Source organism: Bacillus sp. XT-2, assembly GCF_025696525.1.
GTDB classification, from domain to species: Bacteria; Bacillota; Bacilli; order Bacillales; family Bacillaceae; genus Bacillus; species Bacillus halotolerans.
In genome coordinates, this window is record NZ_JAHVOC010000001.1 from 395323 (window position 1) to 412220 (window position 16898).

14 protein-coding genes and 1 pseudogene are annotated in these 16898 nt (G+C 40.2%); 7 read left to right on the forward strand and 8 right to left on the reverse strand.

Annotation, left to right across the window (positions count from 1 at the left end; translation table 11 throughout):
• Nucleotides 1-234 precede the first annotated feature (234 nt).
• The 6 genes and pseudogenes from KXD37_RS02055 to KXD37_RS02080 all read right to left on the reverse strand — a co-directional run bounded on the left by KXD37_RS02055 (nucleotide 235) and on the right by KXD37_RS02080 (nucleotide 5401).
• Entirely contained in the window at nucleotides 235-498 is a 264-nt protein-coding gene (locus KXD37_RS02055) for a YrhK family protein (protein ID WP_373271173.1), read from the reverse strand.
• Between the two features lie 466 nt (nucleotides 499-964).
• Nucleotides 965-2833 (reverse strand): annotated as a pseudogene (locus KXD37_RS02060) (acyltransferase family protein).
• Complete coding sequence (locus KXD37_RS02065) at nucleotides 2743-2976, reverse strand: hypothetical protein (RefSeq protein WP_263463407.1); 234 nt, start codon at nucleotides 2974-2976, stop codon at nucleotides 2743-2745. Before KXD37_RS02065 ends, KXD37_RS02060 begins: the two are co-directional and overlap by 91 nt.
• On the reverse strand, nucleotides 2966-3823 hold the full coding sequence (rsiV, locus tag KXD37_RS02070) for an anti-sigma-V factor RsiV (RefSeq protein WP_151174392.1): 858 nt from the start codon (nucleotides 3821-3823) through the stop codon (nucleotides 2966-2968). The genes KXD37_RS02065 and rsiV overlap by 11 nt, the downstream gene beginning before the upstream one ends.
• Nucleotides 3823-4323, reverse strand: a complete 501-nt coding sequence (gene sigV, locus KXD37_RS02075; protein ID WP_024122276.1) for an RNA polymerase sigma factor SigV — start codon at nucleotides 4321-4323, stop codon at nucleotides 3823-3825. The genes rsiV and sigV overlap by 1 nt, the downstream gene beginning before the upstream one ends.
• 250 nt (nucleotides 4324-4573) lie before the next feature.
• Nucleotides 4574-5401, reverse strand: a complete 828-nt coding sequence (locus KXD37_RS02080) for a TrmB family transcriptional regulator (protein WP_059293538.1) — start codon at nucleotides 5399-5401, stop codon at nucleotides 4574-4576.
• A gap of 154 nt (nucleotides 5402-5555) precedes the next feature.
• On the opposite strand from KXD37_RS02080, the gene KXD37_RS02085 reads away from it, so the two are divergent.
• Entirely contained in the window at nucleotides 5556-6188 is a 633-nt protein-coding gene (locus KXD37_RS02085; RefSeq protein WP_106020171.1) for a LysE family transporter, read from the forward strand.
• 240 nt (nucleotides 6189-6428) lie between these two features.
• Here KXD37_RS02085 and KXD37_RS02090 read toward each other — a convergent pair whose 3' ends face one another.
• Nucleotides 6429-7802 carry an amino acid permease gene (locus tag KXD37_RS02090; RefSeq protein WP_106020170.1) on the reverse strand — a complete coding sequence of 458 codons (1374 nt, stop codon included), beginning with the start codon at nucleotides 7800-7802 and terminating at the stop codon, nucleotides 6429-6431.
• A 688-nt stretch (nucleotides 7803-8490) separates the two neighbouring features.
• Here KXD37_RS02090 and KXD37_RS02095 point away from each other — a divergent pair.
• The 6 genes from KXD37_RS02095 to KXD37_RS02120 all read left to right on the forward strand — a co-directional run bounded on the left by KXD37_RS02095 (nucleotide 8491) and on the right by KXD37_RS02120 (nucleotide 16269).
• Nucleotides 8491-11301, forward strand: a complete 2811-nt coding sequence (locus tag KXD37_RS02095) for a sigma 54-interacting transcriptional regulator (protein ID WP_127696716.1) — start codon at nucleotides 8491-8493, stop codon at nucleotides 11299-11301.
• Between the two features lie 192 nt (nucleotides 11302-11493).
• A complete protein-coding gene (levD, locus tag KXD37_RS02100; protein ID WP_095713411.1) occupies nucleotides 11494-11934 on the forward strand; it encodes a PTS fructose transporter subunit IIA in 441 nt (146 codons plus the stop codon).
• Nucleotides 11934-12434: a mannose/fructose/sorbose PTS transporter subunit IIB gene (locus tag KXD37_RS02105; protein ID WP_095713421.1), complete on the forward strand. Its 501-nt coding sequence runs from the start codon at nucleotides 11934-11936 to the stop codon at nucleotides 12432-12434. Before levD ends, KXD37_RS02105 begins: the two co-directional genes overlap by 1 nt.
• 4 nt (nucleotides 12435-12438) lie before the next feature.
• Nucleotides 12439-13245: a PTS fructose transporter subunit IIC gene (levF, locus tag KXD37_RS02110; RefSeq protein ID WP_103672574.1), complete on the forward strand. Its 807-nt coding sequence runs from the start codon at nucleotides 12439-12441 to the stop codon at nucleotides 13243-13245.
• A 19-nt stretch (nucleotides 13246-13264) separates the two neighbouring features.
• Nucleotides 13265-14092 (forward strand): PTS fructose transporter subunit IID, encoded by an 828-nt coding sequence (gene levG / locus KXD37_RS02115; RefSeq protein WP_024122268.1) that lies wholly within the window; start codon nucleotides 13265-13267, stop codon nucleotides 14090-14092.
• A gap of 140 nt (nucleotides 14093-14232) precedes the next feature.
• Entirely contained in the window at nucleotides 14233-16269 is a 2037-nt protein-coding gene (locus KXD37_RS02120; protein WP_263463219.1) for a GH32 C-terminal domain-containing protein, read from the forward strand.
• Nucleotides 16270-16366: 97 nt separating this feature from the next.
• Here the strand turns inward: KXD37_RS02120 and yraA are convergent, their stop codons facing one another.
• The gene (gene yraA, locus KXD37_RS02125; protein ID WP_255003643.1) at nucleotides 16367-16876 is read right to left on the reverse strand and encodes a cysteine protease YraA; all 510 of its coding nucleotides are present in this window, start codon (nucleotides 16874-16876) and stop codon (nucleotides 16367-16369) included.
• Nucleotides 16877-16898 lie beyond the last annotated feature (22 nt).

Here is a 16898-nt window from a genome sequence, read left to right on the forward strand (position 1 = left end):
TTATTATCGTCCGAAAGATATAAAACTTTAGGTTTTTTTCTGGTTTTTTATAAATGAATAGTTATAAAGTTATATATTTGTATCTTGGAGTTTAATTTTCTAGAAACTTAATCAAGCGTTTTTTCCTTTTTATTCTTGCATCTCATCATGCCGTTTGAGTTAGACTGTCCGATTTGAGACTATGCATTTGAATGCCCCGCAGGTTTCAGTCTGTTCGCTTCCTCACACTTCATGCTAGTCAGAGGATGTTCCATGATGATATAGACGCTCAAGATGTTTTCTGTAATGAAAATCATGAACCAAACGAATCGTCGGTCTGATTAAAAGCAGGAAGCTGCCAACCGCAAACAGCCATATCCCTGCAGACATTAATTCATCGTAAAAGAAGAAAAAGCTGCCGATGAAAAATAAAAAGCCAATGATAAAATCGTTTACTGTATAGAGAACTTTATATCGTTTTTTGAAAAAAAGCTCGTATCGATTTATTTGCTTTTTCATCTCTTTTTCTGCATTAGCTTCCACGATGATCCCTCCATTCTATATTTTCTTACCCTCACGTAAACGATAGGTAAACATAAGAGCTTCACAGCTAGAAATAAAAATGATGAGGACCATATATAGGTCAGCCATTTCTCAAGTTAGGAAGGGCGGTAGTTTGTGAGTTTTCTTATACCTATTTATTAACATAAATTGAAAAATGTTGTAATATAAATAGATCATAAACGAAGGGGGTGGCAATATGAATAAAGAATCGAAGGTTATTATCGTATTAGGTGAATTTGAGAACGAAGCGGAAGGAATAATTTTAGAATGCAGAATATAAATTTCCAATAGATTAGGTTTTATGCCTGGTCCATGTCATCAATGTGAACGGCAATTCTTTTTTAAAAGCAATTTGCTGCACGCAGCTGGAATTGATCCATCGCAAAAAAAGAGGTCTAAGCAGGACCTCTTTTTTGCTAATCTATTTTATTGCCCGAACGATAAGAGCGGTTAAAGCTTCAGCCCCTTGGGGAACCAAGTGTACGCCGTCAGGGGTGAAATACTCCGGATGCTGGAGAGCTTCTGTATGCCAGTCAACCAACGTAATATTGTTATGCGTGTTAGCCTGCTGCCGCAAAGATTCATTCACCTTGCTTTCCCATTGCCGGGGAACCCGCGTATTGACAAGATAGATATGAGCTTTTGAGAAAGATGTAAGCAATTGATCGATTTGGCTGTTTGTAAAGTAGCCATTGGTTCCCAGCTCAATGATGACAGCTTTATTCGGCTGATTAAAAGACTTGTATTCCCGTGTCAGTTCTAAAGCTTGAGACATTTGTCTTCCCACCTTCCCATCAATTGTGACATGTGAAAGAGACTGACGGAGGCTGGAGGCGATATCAAGCATAACGGAATCCCCTATAGCTAATACTTCTTTATCAGCAGCTGCTGGTTCTTTCTGAGATTTTTCGTCCTTTTTTTTCTTAGTCTCCTGTCCTTTTGCGCTCGTTTCCTCTTGATCTTTATTTGAGGCTGTTGTTTTTTGTTTCGATTTGTTTTCTCCGTCTTTATCGGATGCTGCCAACTTTCTATGCTCTGACGTGCTATACGTCCATTGCGGATGTTTTTTCTCTCCGGCTACCCCTGACAGTCCCCCTGCAAAAATAAGTATAGCGAGAATGACGAAGCCAATTGACATTTTGCTGATGACAGATGTCGTTTTCCATTCTCGAATTCTATGAATAAAAGCCCGGCGGAAAAATGACTTAAACCCCTCTGTCCGTATCGGCTTTTCAATGAAATGATAGGAAAGCTCGGCGAGTATAAATGTAACGAAGATCTTTAGCGCGATATGCCAAAAAACAGGGTTTCCGATTTCTTGAATCGGCGTGCTTAACACAATAACAGGGTAGTGCCAAAGATAAATACCGTAAGACCTCGTTCCAAGCCAACGAAGAGGCCTCCATGACAGCAGAATGCCCAAAAAGCTGCTCGGATGGGATACACATGCAATAAGGACCGCTGCGGTAATGCTTATTAAAAACATTCCGCCTCTGTAAAGAAAAGGTTCGTATTCATCTGTAAAATAGACACACAAAACTAAAATACAAAACGCCGATAGTTCTGTGCCATACAAAAGGCGCTTCAGTTTGCATGGCAGCCTGTTGGAAGACAGCCTTTTCATCGGCCATATCAGAGCCAGAGCACATCCTATGAGAAGTTCAAACGAACGAGTATCTGTGCCGTAGTACACGCGACTCGGATCTCCGCCGGGTTCATACAGTACGCTCATCATCACGGCTGAACAGAGCGCAAGCAACGATACCGCTGCCGCCAGTTTCGCACGGTTTTTAAATATGTACATTCCAGCAACCAAGAACATCGGCCATACAATATAAAATTGCTCTTCAATTGCCAATGACCAAAGGTTTTTAAGCGGTGACGGGGATCCGAAGCTATCAAAATACGAGAGTTTATGAAAAATAAACCACCAATTGCTCATGTAAAAGAGAGAAGAGATGGCATCTCCGCGCACAGTGTGCAAAAGTTCTCGGTTGCACACGACGACCCAAATAACAGCGGAAATGATCATAAGGTAAGCCGCTGGCAGAAGCCGCCGAATTCGGCGCACCCAAAAGTCCCGAAAATCAAGGCTGATATTATTTCCATGTGCCGGCAGTATAATAGATGTAATTAAGTAGCCTGATAATACAAAAAAGATATCAACTCCAATGAAGCCACCGTTAGCCCAATTGAAGTTTAGGTTTTAAGCGATAACTGCCAGGACGGCAAAAGCCCGAAGGCCATCGAGTCCAGTGATGTAGCGGTGATGCTGTGTTTTGTGATACATGGTATTCCTCCAATAATGTGCAGATATTCTCGCTGTTTTGGCTGCAAGGTTACGGCCTTCTTGATATCTGTCAGGTCCCTTTGCGAAAGGGAAAACACCCATGACACAGATGATGACATGGATGTTTTTCTGTTATCGAACATAACGTTCTCCCATGAGCAGATTTGAGATGACGCTGGTCGGAATTTTAAACTCTGTAACGCCCATATAGCCGGGGGCAACTTCATATTCATCAAATGAAATCACAAGTTTATGGTCTTCTGTAATATAAAACGTTTGATCAGGCTGAATGTGTTTGAATGGTTCTGCATCCTCGTCAGTGACCCAATAGATTTTATTTGGATCTTCCTTCATTTGCTGTTTCATTTGTTCTTTGATGTTTTGGCTGATGACTTTGATATAGCGGTCATCTTTAAATAAGCTTTTTAATGTAAGTAAGATATCATTCTTTTTGTCAATTGTGATATAACGGCTTTGTGTGTAAGATGATGCTTGTGTTTTTTCAATATCACGCCGAATAGAAATTAAATCTGGCGTGTCTGTTACTGTCTCGTAATCACTGTAGATGCTGAGATGTCCTTTTTTATTTTTGGATGTGGACTGTATAAATTCTTTATACATCTGCTTGCTTTCTTTCAAATATTTCTGGTTGATGCTGTTTTCAAGCTCTTTATTAGAAAGTCCCGACAGAGCAGGCGTTTTGACATCGATGCTTGATTCATCTTTCTCTTCTTTGATCTCAATAAAAGTGATGGCTTTGACGATCTTGCCGATGACAGGGATTTTTGACATAGCTTGAGCTGCATCTGGGTTGATGTTGACAAGTGCAGTGAATAAAATAGCTGCCGCGACAGCTGCTGATGTCGGCCACATGACGATTCTTTTCTTTTTTGGTTTTTGCTGAAGGGCTTTTTCGACAATGATATCCAGTTCTTTAGGAATCTGGACATTTTTATATTCTTCTCTTAATTGCTGTAATCTCTTATCCATTAAGAAAGATCCTCCTTCGTCAACTGAATGCGCATCAGCTTCAATGCTCTGTAAAGGCGCGTTTTGACGGTATTCAAGTTTTCCCCTGTAATTTCCGCAATTTCTTCTAGTTTGAGGTCTTCAAAAAAACGCAAAATAATAATTGTTTTATAGTGGGACGGCAATTCGTCGAGCGCTTCATGAAGATCAGTGTCCTTATAGTGATCTTCCTTTCCTGAGCTTAAAAACTCAATCGTTTCGTCATCCATCACCTTTAACTTTTTTTGTTTTCGTAAAAAATCAATAGCTGTACGTACTAAGATTTTATAAAACCAGCTTTTTATCGTCTCAGGGTTTCTGACCGTTTCAACTGAGCTGAGCGCTTTTTTTATAGATTCCTGAATAATATCTAATGCGTCATCTTGATTTTTCACATAACTGAAGGCTAATCTGTAGAAATCTTGCTTATGGTCAGTTATACACGTGACAAGCAACGCTTTTATTGTTTGTTTTTTCTTCATTGCAATAAAGGGCTCCTTTTTGAATATACGTATATCGTAGGATGTTACCTAGGATAGACGGGGCAGTTTGAAAAATAGTTTGCGCAGATATTATTTTTTAAAAAAAAGTGATCAGGAGCGGGAGGGGAGGATCAATTGCTTAAAAATAAACGGAAAAGACCCTATTAATGGGGGAGTTCATAAAAAAACATGACTTGTTGATACAAGCCATGTTTTTTGGTTACATGGTATACAGGAAATATCATGTGTTCTATTCCAAGTAATGTTTTTTAAAATCTGAGTGGATTGAAAATTTGCGTCGTAACTGGATGAGGTTTTTTCCAAAACTATCTTCTAAAAGCCCTCTATGCTTCTTCATAATTTCCATGAGATACAGATCATGAATGATCACTTCTGTAATAGGCATGACTAAACCTACATGCATCGTCCATGCAGCACGGCTATCGTTGCCAAGAGAGACAATACCTGCTACTACTTCTGAATCATCTCCGCTATATACAAGCCACCGTCCGTCATACTCTTCTGTAATTTCACTGCTCATATCATGAAGGTACACATTAGCAAAATCAGATGCGATATCTCCGTAGGCAATAATGGTGACAATGACACCTTTATTTGCCGCCTGTCTCAGCTCTGATTCCACCTCTTTGAAATCCTCTTTCCAGATCTCCAAGAGGATTCTTTTTTTTGCTGATAATATACAAGCCTTCACCTTTTCAAGAATTTCACTGCGTCCGGTGATATTCCAGATATTTTCCCGGTCATTTGCGGTCTGTTCGAATTTTTCAAAGTATTTTTCAGCCTGGTCAAAATTCTCTTCCGCTTTGAGCCGTCGGTTTTTAATCAGTTCTTTAGCGGGTACAGGGACATACTGAGGCGTGTTTCCGTGGCTTACAAAAACATCTCCTCTTAAGACAAGGCTTTCCAAGACTTCATATATTTTTGAACGAGGCACGCCGGAATTTTTGGCTACCGCATAACCGGTTAAAGGCGATTCTTGCAATAATGCCAGATAAGCTTTTGATTCATATTCGGTAAAATTGAGGTTTTTTAAAATGTCTAACATATTTTCCTTCATACATCCTCCAATATAAAGAGCAGTCGCTGCCTTTGTAATCGCTATTTTAACAAACCATATTGATTTTTTCCAAACGTATTGATACACTTTTTTGTAGGGAGTTACTTTAGTAGTCACTATATGTTAAGGGGATTCATTTAAAGGGGGAAAGAACATGCACAGCTTACTCGCATACATACCGATCGCTGCCGTGATGGTTATCATTCCAGGAGCAGATACGATGCTTGTTATGAAAAATACCCTTAGATATGGCGCAAAGGCTGGCCGATATAATATTCTCGGATTGGCAACGGGACTATCTTTTTGGACGGTTATTGCCATTCTAGGTTTATCAATGGTCATTGCCAAGTCGGTGATTCTTTTTACAACAATCAAATATTTGGGAGCAGCATACTTAATTTATTTAGGGATAAAAAGTTTTTTTGCAAAAAATATGTTTTCTTTAGACGACATGCAAGCTCAAGCAAAAACCGCAGCAATTTCTCCGAAACGACACTATAAATCTTCCTTTATGCAAGGGTCACTCAGTAACATTCTCAATCCCAAAACGGTTTTGGTCTATGTCACGATCATGCCCCAATTTATCAATCTGAAGGGAAATGTAAACCAGCAGCTTATTATTTTAGCTTCAATTCTCACCCTATTAGCGGTGTTATGGTTCCTCTTTCTCGTTTATATCATTGATTACGCAAAAAAATGGATGAAAAATCCCAAGTTCCAGAAAGCTTTTCAAAAAATAACGGGAATCATATTAGTTGGGTTTGGTATTAAAACTGGTTTAAATTGATGTCACGGCCACTTACCAAAAGACTCCGTTCATATTTTGAACGGAGTCTTTTGCTAAATATGGAGATTAAATCACGGAGGCAGGTATGTTTTTATCTTCAGCATACGTTTATTTGGAGACATTTGTACGGGAAAAGATCATGACACTAAATGAGCGGGATCGTAAAACATGGAATATCCAGTGCCTCGCAGCACACAAAAAAGACAAGGGATAAACAACTCCCTTGTCTTTTTTATGATTTCACTTAGTATGACGAACTTTATAAGCAATCATCAATAAGAGAAACCAAACTGGAGTGACAAATAGGGAAACACGCGTATCTTTCGCGAGTGCCAGCACAACCAGTATGAACACCAGGAAAGCCAGTGTTACGTAATTGGATAATGGAAAAAGCGGCATTTTAAATGTATTCACCTTTGCTGCATCCGGTCTTGTTTTCCGATATTTCAAATGGCAAATCACAATAATGCCCCAAATAAAGATGAAGCATATAGTAGAAACACTTGTGATAAGCGTAAAGACTTGCTCTGGCATTACATAGTTCAGAATAACACCAATAAGAATGGCAATGGCTGAAAAGAACAATGCATTGCTTGGTACATTTGAGGCAGTCAGCTTTTGCAATGGGTCAGGTGCATGATGATCCTTGGCAAGCGAGTATACCATCCGGCTTGTACTAAATAAAGCACTATTGCCAGCTGAAGCAGCAGATGTCAGTACAACAAAATTAATGATGCTGGCGGCTGCTATGATACCGACCGCTGAGAATACTTGAACAAATGGGCTTTCAGCAGGATTAATGATATTCCATGGATAAATACTCATAATCACAAGAAGAGCGCCAATATAAAAAAGCAAAATTCGAATAGGGATATTGTTAATTGCTTTAGGGATTACTTTTTCTGGGTTTTCTGCTTCGCCTGCAGTAAGCCCCACAAGTTCAATGCCCGTAAATGCAAACACGACCATCTGGAATGAGAGGATAAATCCATGTAAACCATTTGGAAACATGCCGCCGTGACTCCAAAGATTTGTGAAGGAGGCTATGCTTGACTGTGTGGAAAATCCTTTTATGATCAAGACAATACCGATAACAATCAGTGCCAGTATTGCGATGATTTTGATTAATGCGAACCAGAACTCCAATTCACCAAAAAGTTTTACAGTCGCTAGATTCATGATGAGCAACATCATAAGCGCAATGAACCCTGGCATCCATTGGGGTACACCAGGAAACCAATATTGGGTATAAAGACCGACAGCTGTTAAATCAGCCATAGCAAGTGAGATCCAGCAAAACCAGTACGTCCAGCCGGTAATAAATGCTGCCATATTTCCTAAATAATCACTTACAAAATCAACAAAAGAGTGATATCCCGCGTTTGATAAGAGCAGCTCTCCCAGTGAACGCATAATAAAAAAGAGAAATACGCCCGTGATCATGTAAGCAAATAAAATAGAGGGTCCTGAAAAATGTATTGATTTCCCTGATCCTAGGAATAAACCAGTTCCGATTGCCCCCCCAATCGCTATGAGTTGTATGTGCCTGTTTTTAAGGCCTCTGGACAATTTCCGTTTGTGCAGAGAATTGTCCATAGTGGAATCGTCCGTCACTTTATGTTTTCCTCCAATAAAAAATATAGTTATCTTGGTTGTTTAGGAATCATAGCTTCCTAAATTTTTTATCTATCATTATAACAGGAAACTATATTATTTTAAATTTTATTGATTTTTTTAATTAAATGTAACTAATGTATCTATCTTTCTTTTCTATTTTTATAAGGTGTAATATCCATCAGGATGAGTAAAGGATTTCTTTTCTGCCGCTCTAATAATATATCCCACTATTTTTTATTAAAATAATAATGTTATAAGAAGAATAGAGAGTTTACATTCAGTCATGTTTATAATGACAAGAGATTAAGTTTTGGGTTATTTGCCCTGATCTTTAAGATGTATTTTCTGAAGTATCAGAACTTTGTCACCAATATGTTCACGGAGAGTGGTAAACTGTTTACGAATTATTACTTTTGAAGGGGGACAACCTGAGTGAATCATAGATCAAAAACACCAAAAAGGGTGTTTGTTTAGACAAATAACGAAATTATTTTTTAATCGGTGCAAGCTTTTGTGTTGAGATACGTGCTATTGTTCCTGCATACAAAAACATTTCACAGAATATTGAAAAAGAAAATCCGAGTGCGGACGCAAGGCCATAGAATGAGATGAGATCCTCAGTACAAGGCATAAAACTGATGTCCGTTTTTTCAATTTTGACTAATAAGGACAAAGGATGATATAGATGAAAAGAATTGATAAAATATACCATCAGCTCATGCATAATTTTCATGACTCCAGCTTAGATCATCTTTTAAAGGTACAGGGAAATTCAGCAAAGGAAATTGCTCAGCAATTGAAGATAGAGCGGTCCAATGTCAGTTTTGAATTAAACAATCTCGTGCGGTCCAAAAAGGTAATAAAAATTAAAACGTTTCCCGTGCGCTACATTCCAGTGGAAGTAGTGGAAAGGGCATTCAACAAAAAATGGAATACAGAGATAATGGAAGTGAAAGAACTGAAGGGGCTTTCTGAAAATCAAAAAAAGAACGATCAAAATATTTCTACGAATCCTCTTGAACTTATGATTGGAGCAAAAGGCAGTTTGAAGAAAGCAATTTCTCAAGCAAAAGCAGCTGTTTTTTATCCTCCGCACGGTCTGCACATGCTTCTCTTAGGACCAACAGGCTCCGGTAAATCCCTTTTTGCGAACCGGATTTACCAGTTTGCGATTTACTCTGACATTTTGAAGGCTGGTTCTCCGTTCATCACATTTAACTGTGCAGATTACTATAACAATCCTCAATTATTGCTCTCTCAATTATTTGGTCATAAGAAAGGAGCATTTACCGGTGCCAGCGAAGATAAAGCCGGTTTAGTTGAGCAGGCCGACGGGGGCATTCTGTTTATGGATGAAATTCATCGTCTTCCGCCTGAGGGACAAGAAATGCTGTTTTATTTTATCGACAGCGGATCTTATAACCGTCTTGGAGAAACTGAACATAAAAGAACATCGAAAGTATTATTTATTTGCGCAACTACCGAAAACCCTAATTCTGCTCTATTAAAAACATTTTTGCGGAGAATTCCAATGACGATTCATATTCCATCGCTGGAAGAACGATCTCTTAAAGAGAGAGTTGATCTCACAACGTTTTTATTAGGGAAAGAAGCAGAGCGTATTAAGAAGAATCTAAGTGTGCATATCGATGTATATAATGCATTGATTCATTCTGCGAAGTTTGGGAATGTGGGACAGCTGAAATCAAATGTGCAGTTAGTTTGTGCACATGGATTCTTACATAATCTTGACAGAGATGAAGTTGTTGAACTGACCGTTCGGGATCTCCCGGATGAAATCAAGCAAGATTGGATGTCAAGCAGCAAAAACATGAAAAGAAGCAAAACGATTTCTGAATATGTCAATATCACAACCATCATATCCCCGATAGTAGAAGATGAAACAACAAAAATTGATGATGATCTATCATTTAATTTGTATCATTTGATAGAAGAAAAGGTCGAAGTGCTAAACAAAGAAGGTTTGTCCAAAAAGGAAATAAACCAATATATTTTAACGGATATTCATTTGCATGTCAGAAGCTTTTTTAATCAAAGCGCGTTCCGAAATGACAACCTGCTGACATTTGTTGAGGACGGCGTGATTCAAATGACGAAGCAATTAAAAGAAGTTGCTGAACATGAACTGAATTGCACATTTGACCGTAAATTTATCTATTTTTTAAGTATGCATATCGATTCATTTTTAAAACGCGGTAAGCAAATTGATATTTTAAATGCGCAGGAAACGGATGAAATCCGTGATACCCATGTGAAAGAGTATCAGGTGGCGCTCATATTTAAAGACAAAATTCAGGAACACTTCAGAGTAACCGTCCCGGAAATAGAAGTCATCTACTTAACGATGCTGATTCATTCCATCAAAACGTTAAAAGAAAACAAAAGAGTAGGGATTGTGGTTGCCGCACATGGAAATAGCATGGCGAGTTCCATGGTAGAAGTAGCGACGGAGCTTTTAGGAAGCACCCCAATTGCGGCCGTTGATATGCCCCTTTCTGTTTCACCTGCGGAAATTATGGAGCGCTTAGCGGGAAAAATACAGCAGGTAGATGAAGGTGAAGGTGTTTTAATGCTTGTTGACATGGGGTCACTTGCAATGCTGGAAAGCAAGCTTGAAGAAAAAACAGGCATCAAAATCAAAACAATCAGCAATGTCACGACCTCAATGGTGCTGGACGCCGTCAGAAAGGTGAACTATCTGAATTTACATTTACATGCCATATATGATTCGGTCACAAAGGATTTTATTGAGTTATGGGATCGGCAGCCTGCCGCCTCACCAGGAAAAAAGAGGGCGTTGGTTTCAATCTGCACAACAGGCAGCGGAACGGCAAAAAAGCTGGAAGACATCTTAACAACGATCGTAAACAAGGCCTCTGATGTTCCCATCCACATATTGACCGTATCATCGATTAAATTGGCAAACAGCATCAAAGAAATCGAAAAAGAGTATGAGATCCTTGCGACAGTAGGAACAAAAGATCCTAAAATCAATGCTCCGCATGTATCATTGGAGGTATTAATTGGAGGAGAAGGAGAGAAGATGATCCAACAGGCGATCACAAAAGGAAGCATCCCGATGAGTAATGGATTATCGGGCACAAACATCATTGTACGGGAGCTTTGCGAGGATAGTTTGAAAAAGTATCTGGTTTTTTTGAACCCCCATCACATTATAGAAATCTTATTAGAGTGGCTTCAGACCATTCAAGATGAACTAGGCATCATTTTCAATAATACAGTGATGATCAAAGTGATTATGCATACAGCTTTTGCCTTTGAAAGGGTGATTAAACAGAATCCGATTGCTTTTTCCGAAGAAGACGAAATAACCGATCAGCTGAAAGAGATCTTTGAGGTGACAGAGCGAACATTAATCCCTTACGAACAAAAATTGGGGCTGAACATAAGCGATGATGAAAAATTATTTATAGCCGCCATTTTTGCTGACGAAGTACATGGCCACATGTGTTAAAAACGATTTTTTTACGTAAACCTGTATTAAATGGAACGCCATTTTAATACAGGTTTATTTTTGTATTCACATGTGTTTTCAATCAGCTTTCTTCATGTGCTGCAAAACAAATGAAAACGCTTAACACAGCTTCTTTGGCACGATACTTGCATTATAAATGGGTGTACGAAAAAGGAAAGGAGCAATCGTGTTATGATTTCAGTCATTATTAGCGGACATGGGGACTTTCCCATAGCATTAAAAGAATCTTCAGGCATGATATTCGGTGAAGAAAATCATCTGATAGCGGTGCCGTTTTTTAAAGGAGAGGGCATCCAAACGCTGCAAGAAAAATATCATCAGACGCTTCAGGATATTCCGAAAGAAAATGAGGTGCTTTTTTTAGTTGATATTTTTGGAGGCACACCGTATAACGCAGCGGCTTCCTTCATCGCTAAGGATCAAAGAATGGATATGGCTGCCGGCATAAACCTGCCGATACTACTGGAGGTTTTAAGCCTGAGAGAACATCTGAAACTCAAAGAATTGCTGAATCACTTAAAAAAAATGAGCCAGCAAAGCTTTCAAGTTTGCAGCGAACATTTAGAAAAAGCAAAAACAGTTTGTGAAGAAAAAAGAGAGGATGAACTATGATGAACATTACATTGGCAAGAATTGATGACCGCTTTATTCACGGCCAAATCCTGACAAGATGGATTAAAGTCCATGCAGCAGACCGAATCATCGTTGTGTCAGATGACGTTGCGCAGGATGAAATGAGAAAAACCCTGATCCTATCTGTTGCTCCTTCCAATGTAAAGGCGAGTGCCGTATCAATTTCTAAAATGGCAAAGGCGTTTCATAGTCCGCGCTACGAAGGGGTAACGGCGATGCTGCTGTTTGAAAACCCATCCGATATTGTATCTCTCATAGAAGCAGGCGTCCCTATCAAAACCGTAAATGTCGGAGGGATGCGTTTTGAGAATAATCGCCGGCAAATCACCAAATCAGTCAGCGTAACTGAAGAGGATACAGAGGCGTTTGAAACATTAAATGAATTAGGCGTCACACTGGAATTGAGGCAGCTGCCTTCTGATACCAGTGAAGACTTTATGGAGATTTTGAGAAATGTAACAAAATCATCAAGGGGATGAGATGATGACTTCAATACAAATTATTTTGTTGTTAATCATTGCAGCCATTACAGGTATTGCAAGTGTATTGGATGAAGGACAAACACACCGTCCGCTGATTGCCTGCACTTTGGTTGGCCTTGTGCTTGGTGATCTAAAAACAGGAATCATTTTAGGAGGAACGCTGGAGCTGATGGCGCTGGGCTGGATGAATGTCGGCCTCGCCATGGCGCCTGATACAGCCATTGCCTCTGTGATTTCAACCATTTTAGTGATTACCGCTGATCAAGGCATTGGTGAAGGCATTGCCGTCGCTGTTGCTTTGGCAGCTGCAGGTCAAGCGCTTACTATTTTTGTCCGAACGATTACTGTCTTTTTCATTCACCGTGCTGATAAATATGCCAGGGAGGGGAATATCAAAGGAATTGAAATTATGCATGTTACCGCCATGGTGTTTCAAGCGCTGCGTGTCATGATACCGACTTTGATTGTGGCCTTAATCAGTGTGAGCGCTGTTCAGGCGTTCTTGGGAAATATTCCGGAAGTCATTACTAAAGGTTTGCAAATAGGAGGAGGCATCATTGTTGTTGTGGGGTATGCAATGGTGATCAATATGATGAATATCCCTTATCTTAAGCCATTTTTCTATATTGGTTTTTTGTTGGCAGCGTTTACCGATTTCAATTTAGTAGGATTTGGCGCTCTTGGTCTCTGTCTGGCGCTTTTATACCAGCAGGTTATGCAAAAAAATAGCGCCCACGGGGCAGTCGCCGCAGCCGCAGACGGCAGCAATGCAGCTGTCTATGATGATGATGACGATCTTGATGCATAAGAACGAGGGGGGATGAAAATTGGAGAAAGAAAAAAGATTAACAAAGAAAGACATTTTCAGTATGTTTATCCGTTCGAATTTCTTGCTCGGCTCATTTAACTTTGAACGTGTGCAGGCAATGGGATATTGCTATGTGATGATACCGGCGATAAAAAAATTGTACGGTCCGGGAGCGAAAAGAAACGCAGCTTTGCAGCGCCACTTGGAATGGTTTAATACACATCCGTGGCTGTCCGCACCCATATTTGGGGTGACAGCTGCCATGGAAGAAGAAATGGCGAACAATAAAGGAATAGACGGGAAAGCAATAAGCGGGATGAAAATCGGTTTAATGGGTCCGATAGCGGGTGTGGGCGATCCTATTTTCTGGGGAACCGTACGCCCCGTATTGGCTGCTTTAGGGGCTTCTCTTGCTTTAGGCGGAAACATTGCCGGTCCTCTGCTGTTCTTTTTCCTGCTGAATGCCATCAGATTAACCACAAAATATTACGGTTTAAAGTATGGCTATGTAAAAGGGATGGAGATTCTGCAGGATCTAGCAGGGAATCGTATTCAAAAACTGACAGAAGGTGCTTCCATCCTCGGGTTATTTGTGATGGGGGCTTTGGTCTCCAAGTGGACCACCATCAACATCCCGATCGTTGTTTCAAGAATTAAAGATGATAACGGAAAAGTTGACGTTCAAACTGTGCAAAATATTTTAGACAGCATTATGCCGGGGGTGCTGCCTTTAGGATTGACTTTATTAGTGGCATGGATGCTGCGAAAAGGAGTAAATCCGCTCCTTATTATAGTTGGCATATTTGTGATCGGTATTCTTGGCTATTGGGCTGGATTTCTGGCATAAGCGCTTAACGGGTAAAAAGGGGAGAACCTGCAGAAGTCTTTCTCATAACCTCTTCATCATTCGATACAGCTTTTATCACGGATCACTCATGCAGATGTCTCTCTTGAATGTTTTCAAATGTTAGAGAGGAGAAAATCAGAATGAAAAAGAAGCTAATTCAAGTCGTGATCCTATTCACCATGCTGTTTACTATGGCACTGCCAGTAAGTGCAGCCGATTCAAGCTACTATGATGAGGATTACCGTCCTCAATATCATTTCACACCAGAGGCAAACTGGATGAATGATCCAAATGGAATGGTTTATTATGCAGGGGAGTATCATTTGTTTTATCAGCATCATCCATACGGTTTGCAATGGGGGCCGATGCATTGGGGCCATGCAGTAAGCAAGGATTTAGTTCACTGGAAGCACCTTCCCATAGCGCTGTCACCTGATGAAAAAGGCACAATTTTTTCCGGGAGCGCAGTGGTCGATTGGAATAATACAAGCGGTTTTCAAACCGGAAAGGAGAAGCCGCTTGTCTCTATATATACACAGGATCATGAAGACGGCCAAGTGCAAAGCGTCGCCTATAGTAATGATAAAGGCAGAACGTGGACGAAATACTCAGGTAATCCGGTCATTCCAAACCCGGGAAAAAAAGATTTTCGCGATCCGAAAGTGTTTTGGTATGAAAAAGATAAAAAGTGGGTGATGGTCCTGGCAGCTGGTGACCGAATTCTCATTTATACATCGAAAAATTTGAAGCAGTGGACATATGCAAGTGAGTTTGGACAAGGACAAGGAAGTCATGGAGGCGTATGGGAATGTCCGGATTTATTTGAACTTCCTGTAGACGGCAATCCGAAACAAAAGAAATGGGTGATGCAAGTCAGTGTCGGAAATGGTGCGGTTTCAGGAGGATCAGGCATGCAATATTTTGTAGGAAGTTTTGATGGAACAACTTTCAAGAACGAAAACCCGTCAGACAAAGTATTATGGACCGACTACGGTAAAGACTTTTATGCGGCTGTTTCTTGGTCCGATGTTCCTTCTTCAGATGGACGGCGGCTTTGGCTAGGGTGGATGAGCAATTGGCAATATGCCAACGATGTTCCTACATCTCCATGGAGAAGTGCAATGACTATTCCAAGAGAAGTAAAATTGAAAGCGTTTTCTAAAGGGATCAGAGTTATTCAAACACCAGTAACAGAGCTGCAATCTATCAGGGGAGCCGCGCAGAAGTGGAAAAATAAGATTATATCGCCAGAGAGCAGTAATGTATTGGCGGGTATATCTGGAGATGCTTATGAAATGAATGCAGAGTTTCAAGTGAATCCAGGTTCGGCTTCTGAATTCGGTTTTAAGGTTCGAACAGGGAGAAATCAATATACAAAAGTCGGTTATCATCAAAAGAGCGGCAAACTGTTCGTTGACCGAAGCCGATCCGGAAATGTCACCTTTAATCCAACCTTTAACACTGGGAAGCAAGCAGCTCCGCTGAAGCCGGTAAATGGAAAGATTAAAATGCGTATTTTTGTTGACCGCTCTTCAGTCGAAGTATTTGGTAATGACGGGCAACAGGTGTTGACTGACATCATTCTTCCGGATAGTTCAAGCAAAGGTCTTGAATTATATGCTGTTAATGGCCGTGCTAAGGTAAACTCTCTAACGATTCATCCTTTAAAAAAAGCATGGGGAGCGTCACCGTTTATATCCAATTTGACTGGCTGGACAACTGTAAACGGTACGTGGGCCGACACAATTGATGGAAAACAAGGAAGATCAGACGGCGATTCCTTCATGATGTCTTCAGCATCAGGAGCTGACTTCACTTATGAATCCGATATAATCATTAAGGATGGGAACGGAAAAGGGGCAGGGGCTCTTGTGTTTCGTTCTGATAAAGACGCACAAAACGGTTATGTAGCCAATGTGGATGCGAAACATGATCTTGTGAAATTTTTTAAATTTGAGGACGGGATTGCCTCTGTTATTGCCGAACACCAAACACCAATAGATATAAATAAAAAATATCATCTGAAAACTGTGGCTCATGGCGCTCACTTTAAAATATATTTGGATGACCGTCTAGTCATAGATGCTGAAGATTCTGCATTCTCAGAAGGTCAATTTGGCTTGAACGTTTGGGATGCTACAGCAGCCTTTCAGAATGTCAGCGCAAAGGCTGATTAGAAAAGACAAAAGAGGCATTTTAAATGAAGGGAGAATAGAGATTCTTACACTTTCTCTATAAAAAAGGGCACAGACTCAAACTGTCTGTGCCTTTTTCTTATTTCAACAGGTTCAATGATTCGCGGTTAAATGCTTCCAAATCATCAGGTGTTCTGCTTGTTACAATGTTGTGGCTGACGACTACTTCTTCGTCTTTGTAATTTGCACCAGCGTTGATCAAGTCTTTGCGAATGCTGCGGTAGCCAGTGATGTCTTTGCCTTTCAGAAGATCCGTATCAATGAGTACCTGCGGGCCGTGGCAAATAGCGAAAACAGGTTTCTCATTTTCTACAAATGCTTTCGCAAATTCACCCGGCCGGTCATCTCCGCGAAGCAAATCTGGGGAAAATCCTCCAGGAATCAATAGGGCATCGAATTCACTTGCATCTACGTCGGAGATTGCTTTGTCGATCTTCACTTTCTCGCCATGTTTACCGGTAACTTCCTTGCGTGCTTCCAAATCAATGGCAACCACGCTATGGCCAGCTTCTTCGTATGCCTTTACCGGACTTGTATATTCGATATCTTCGAATTGATCTGTAACGAGAACAGCAATTTTTTTGCTCATATTTATACCTCCTATGATTTCC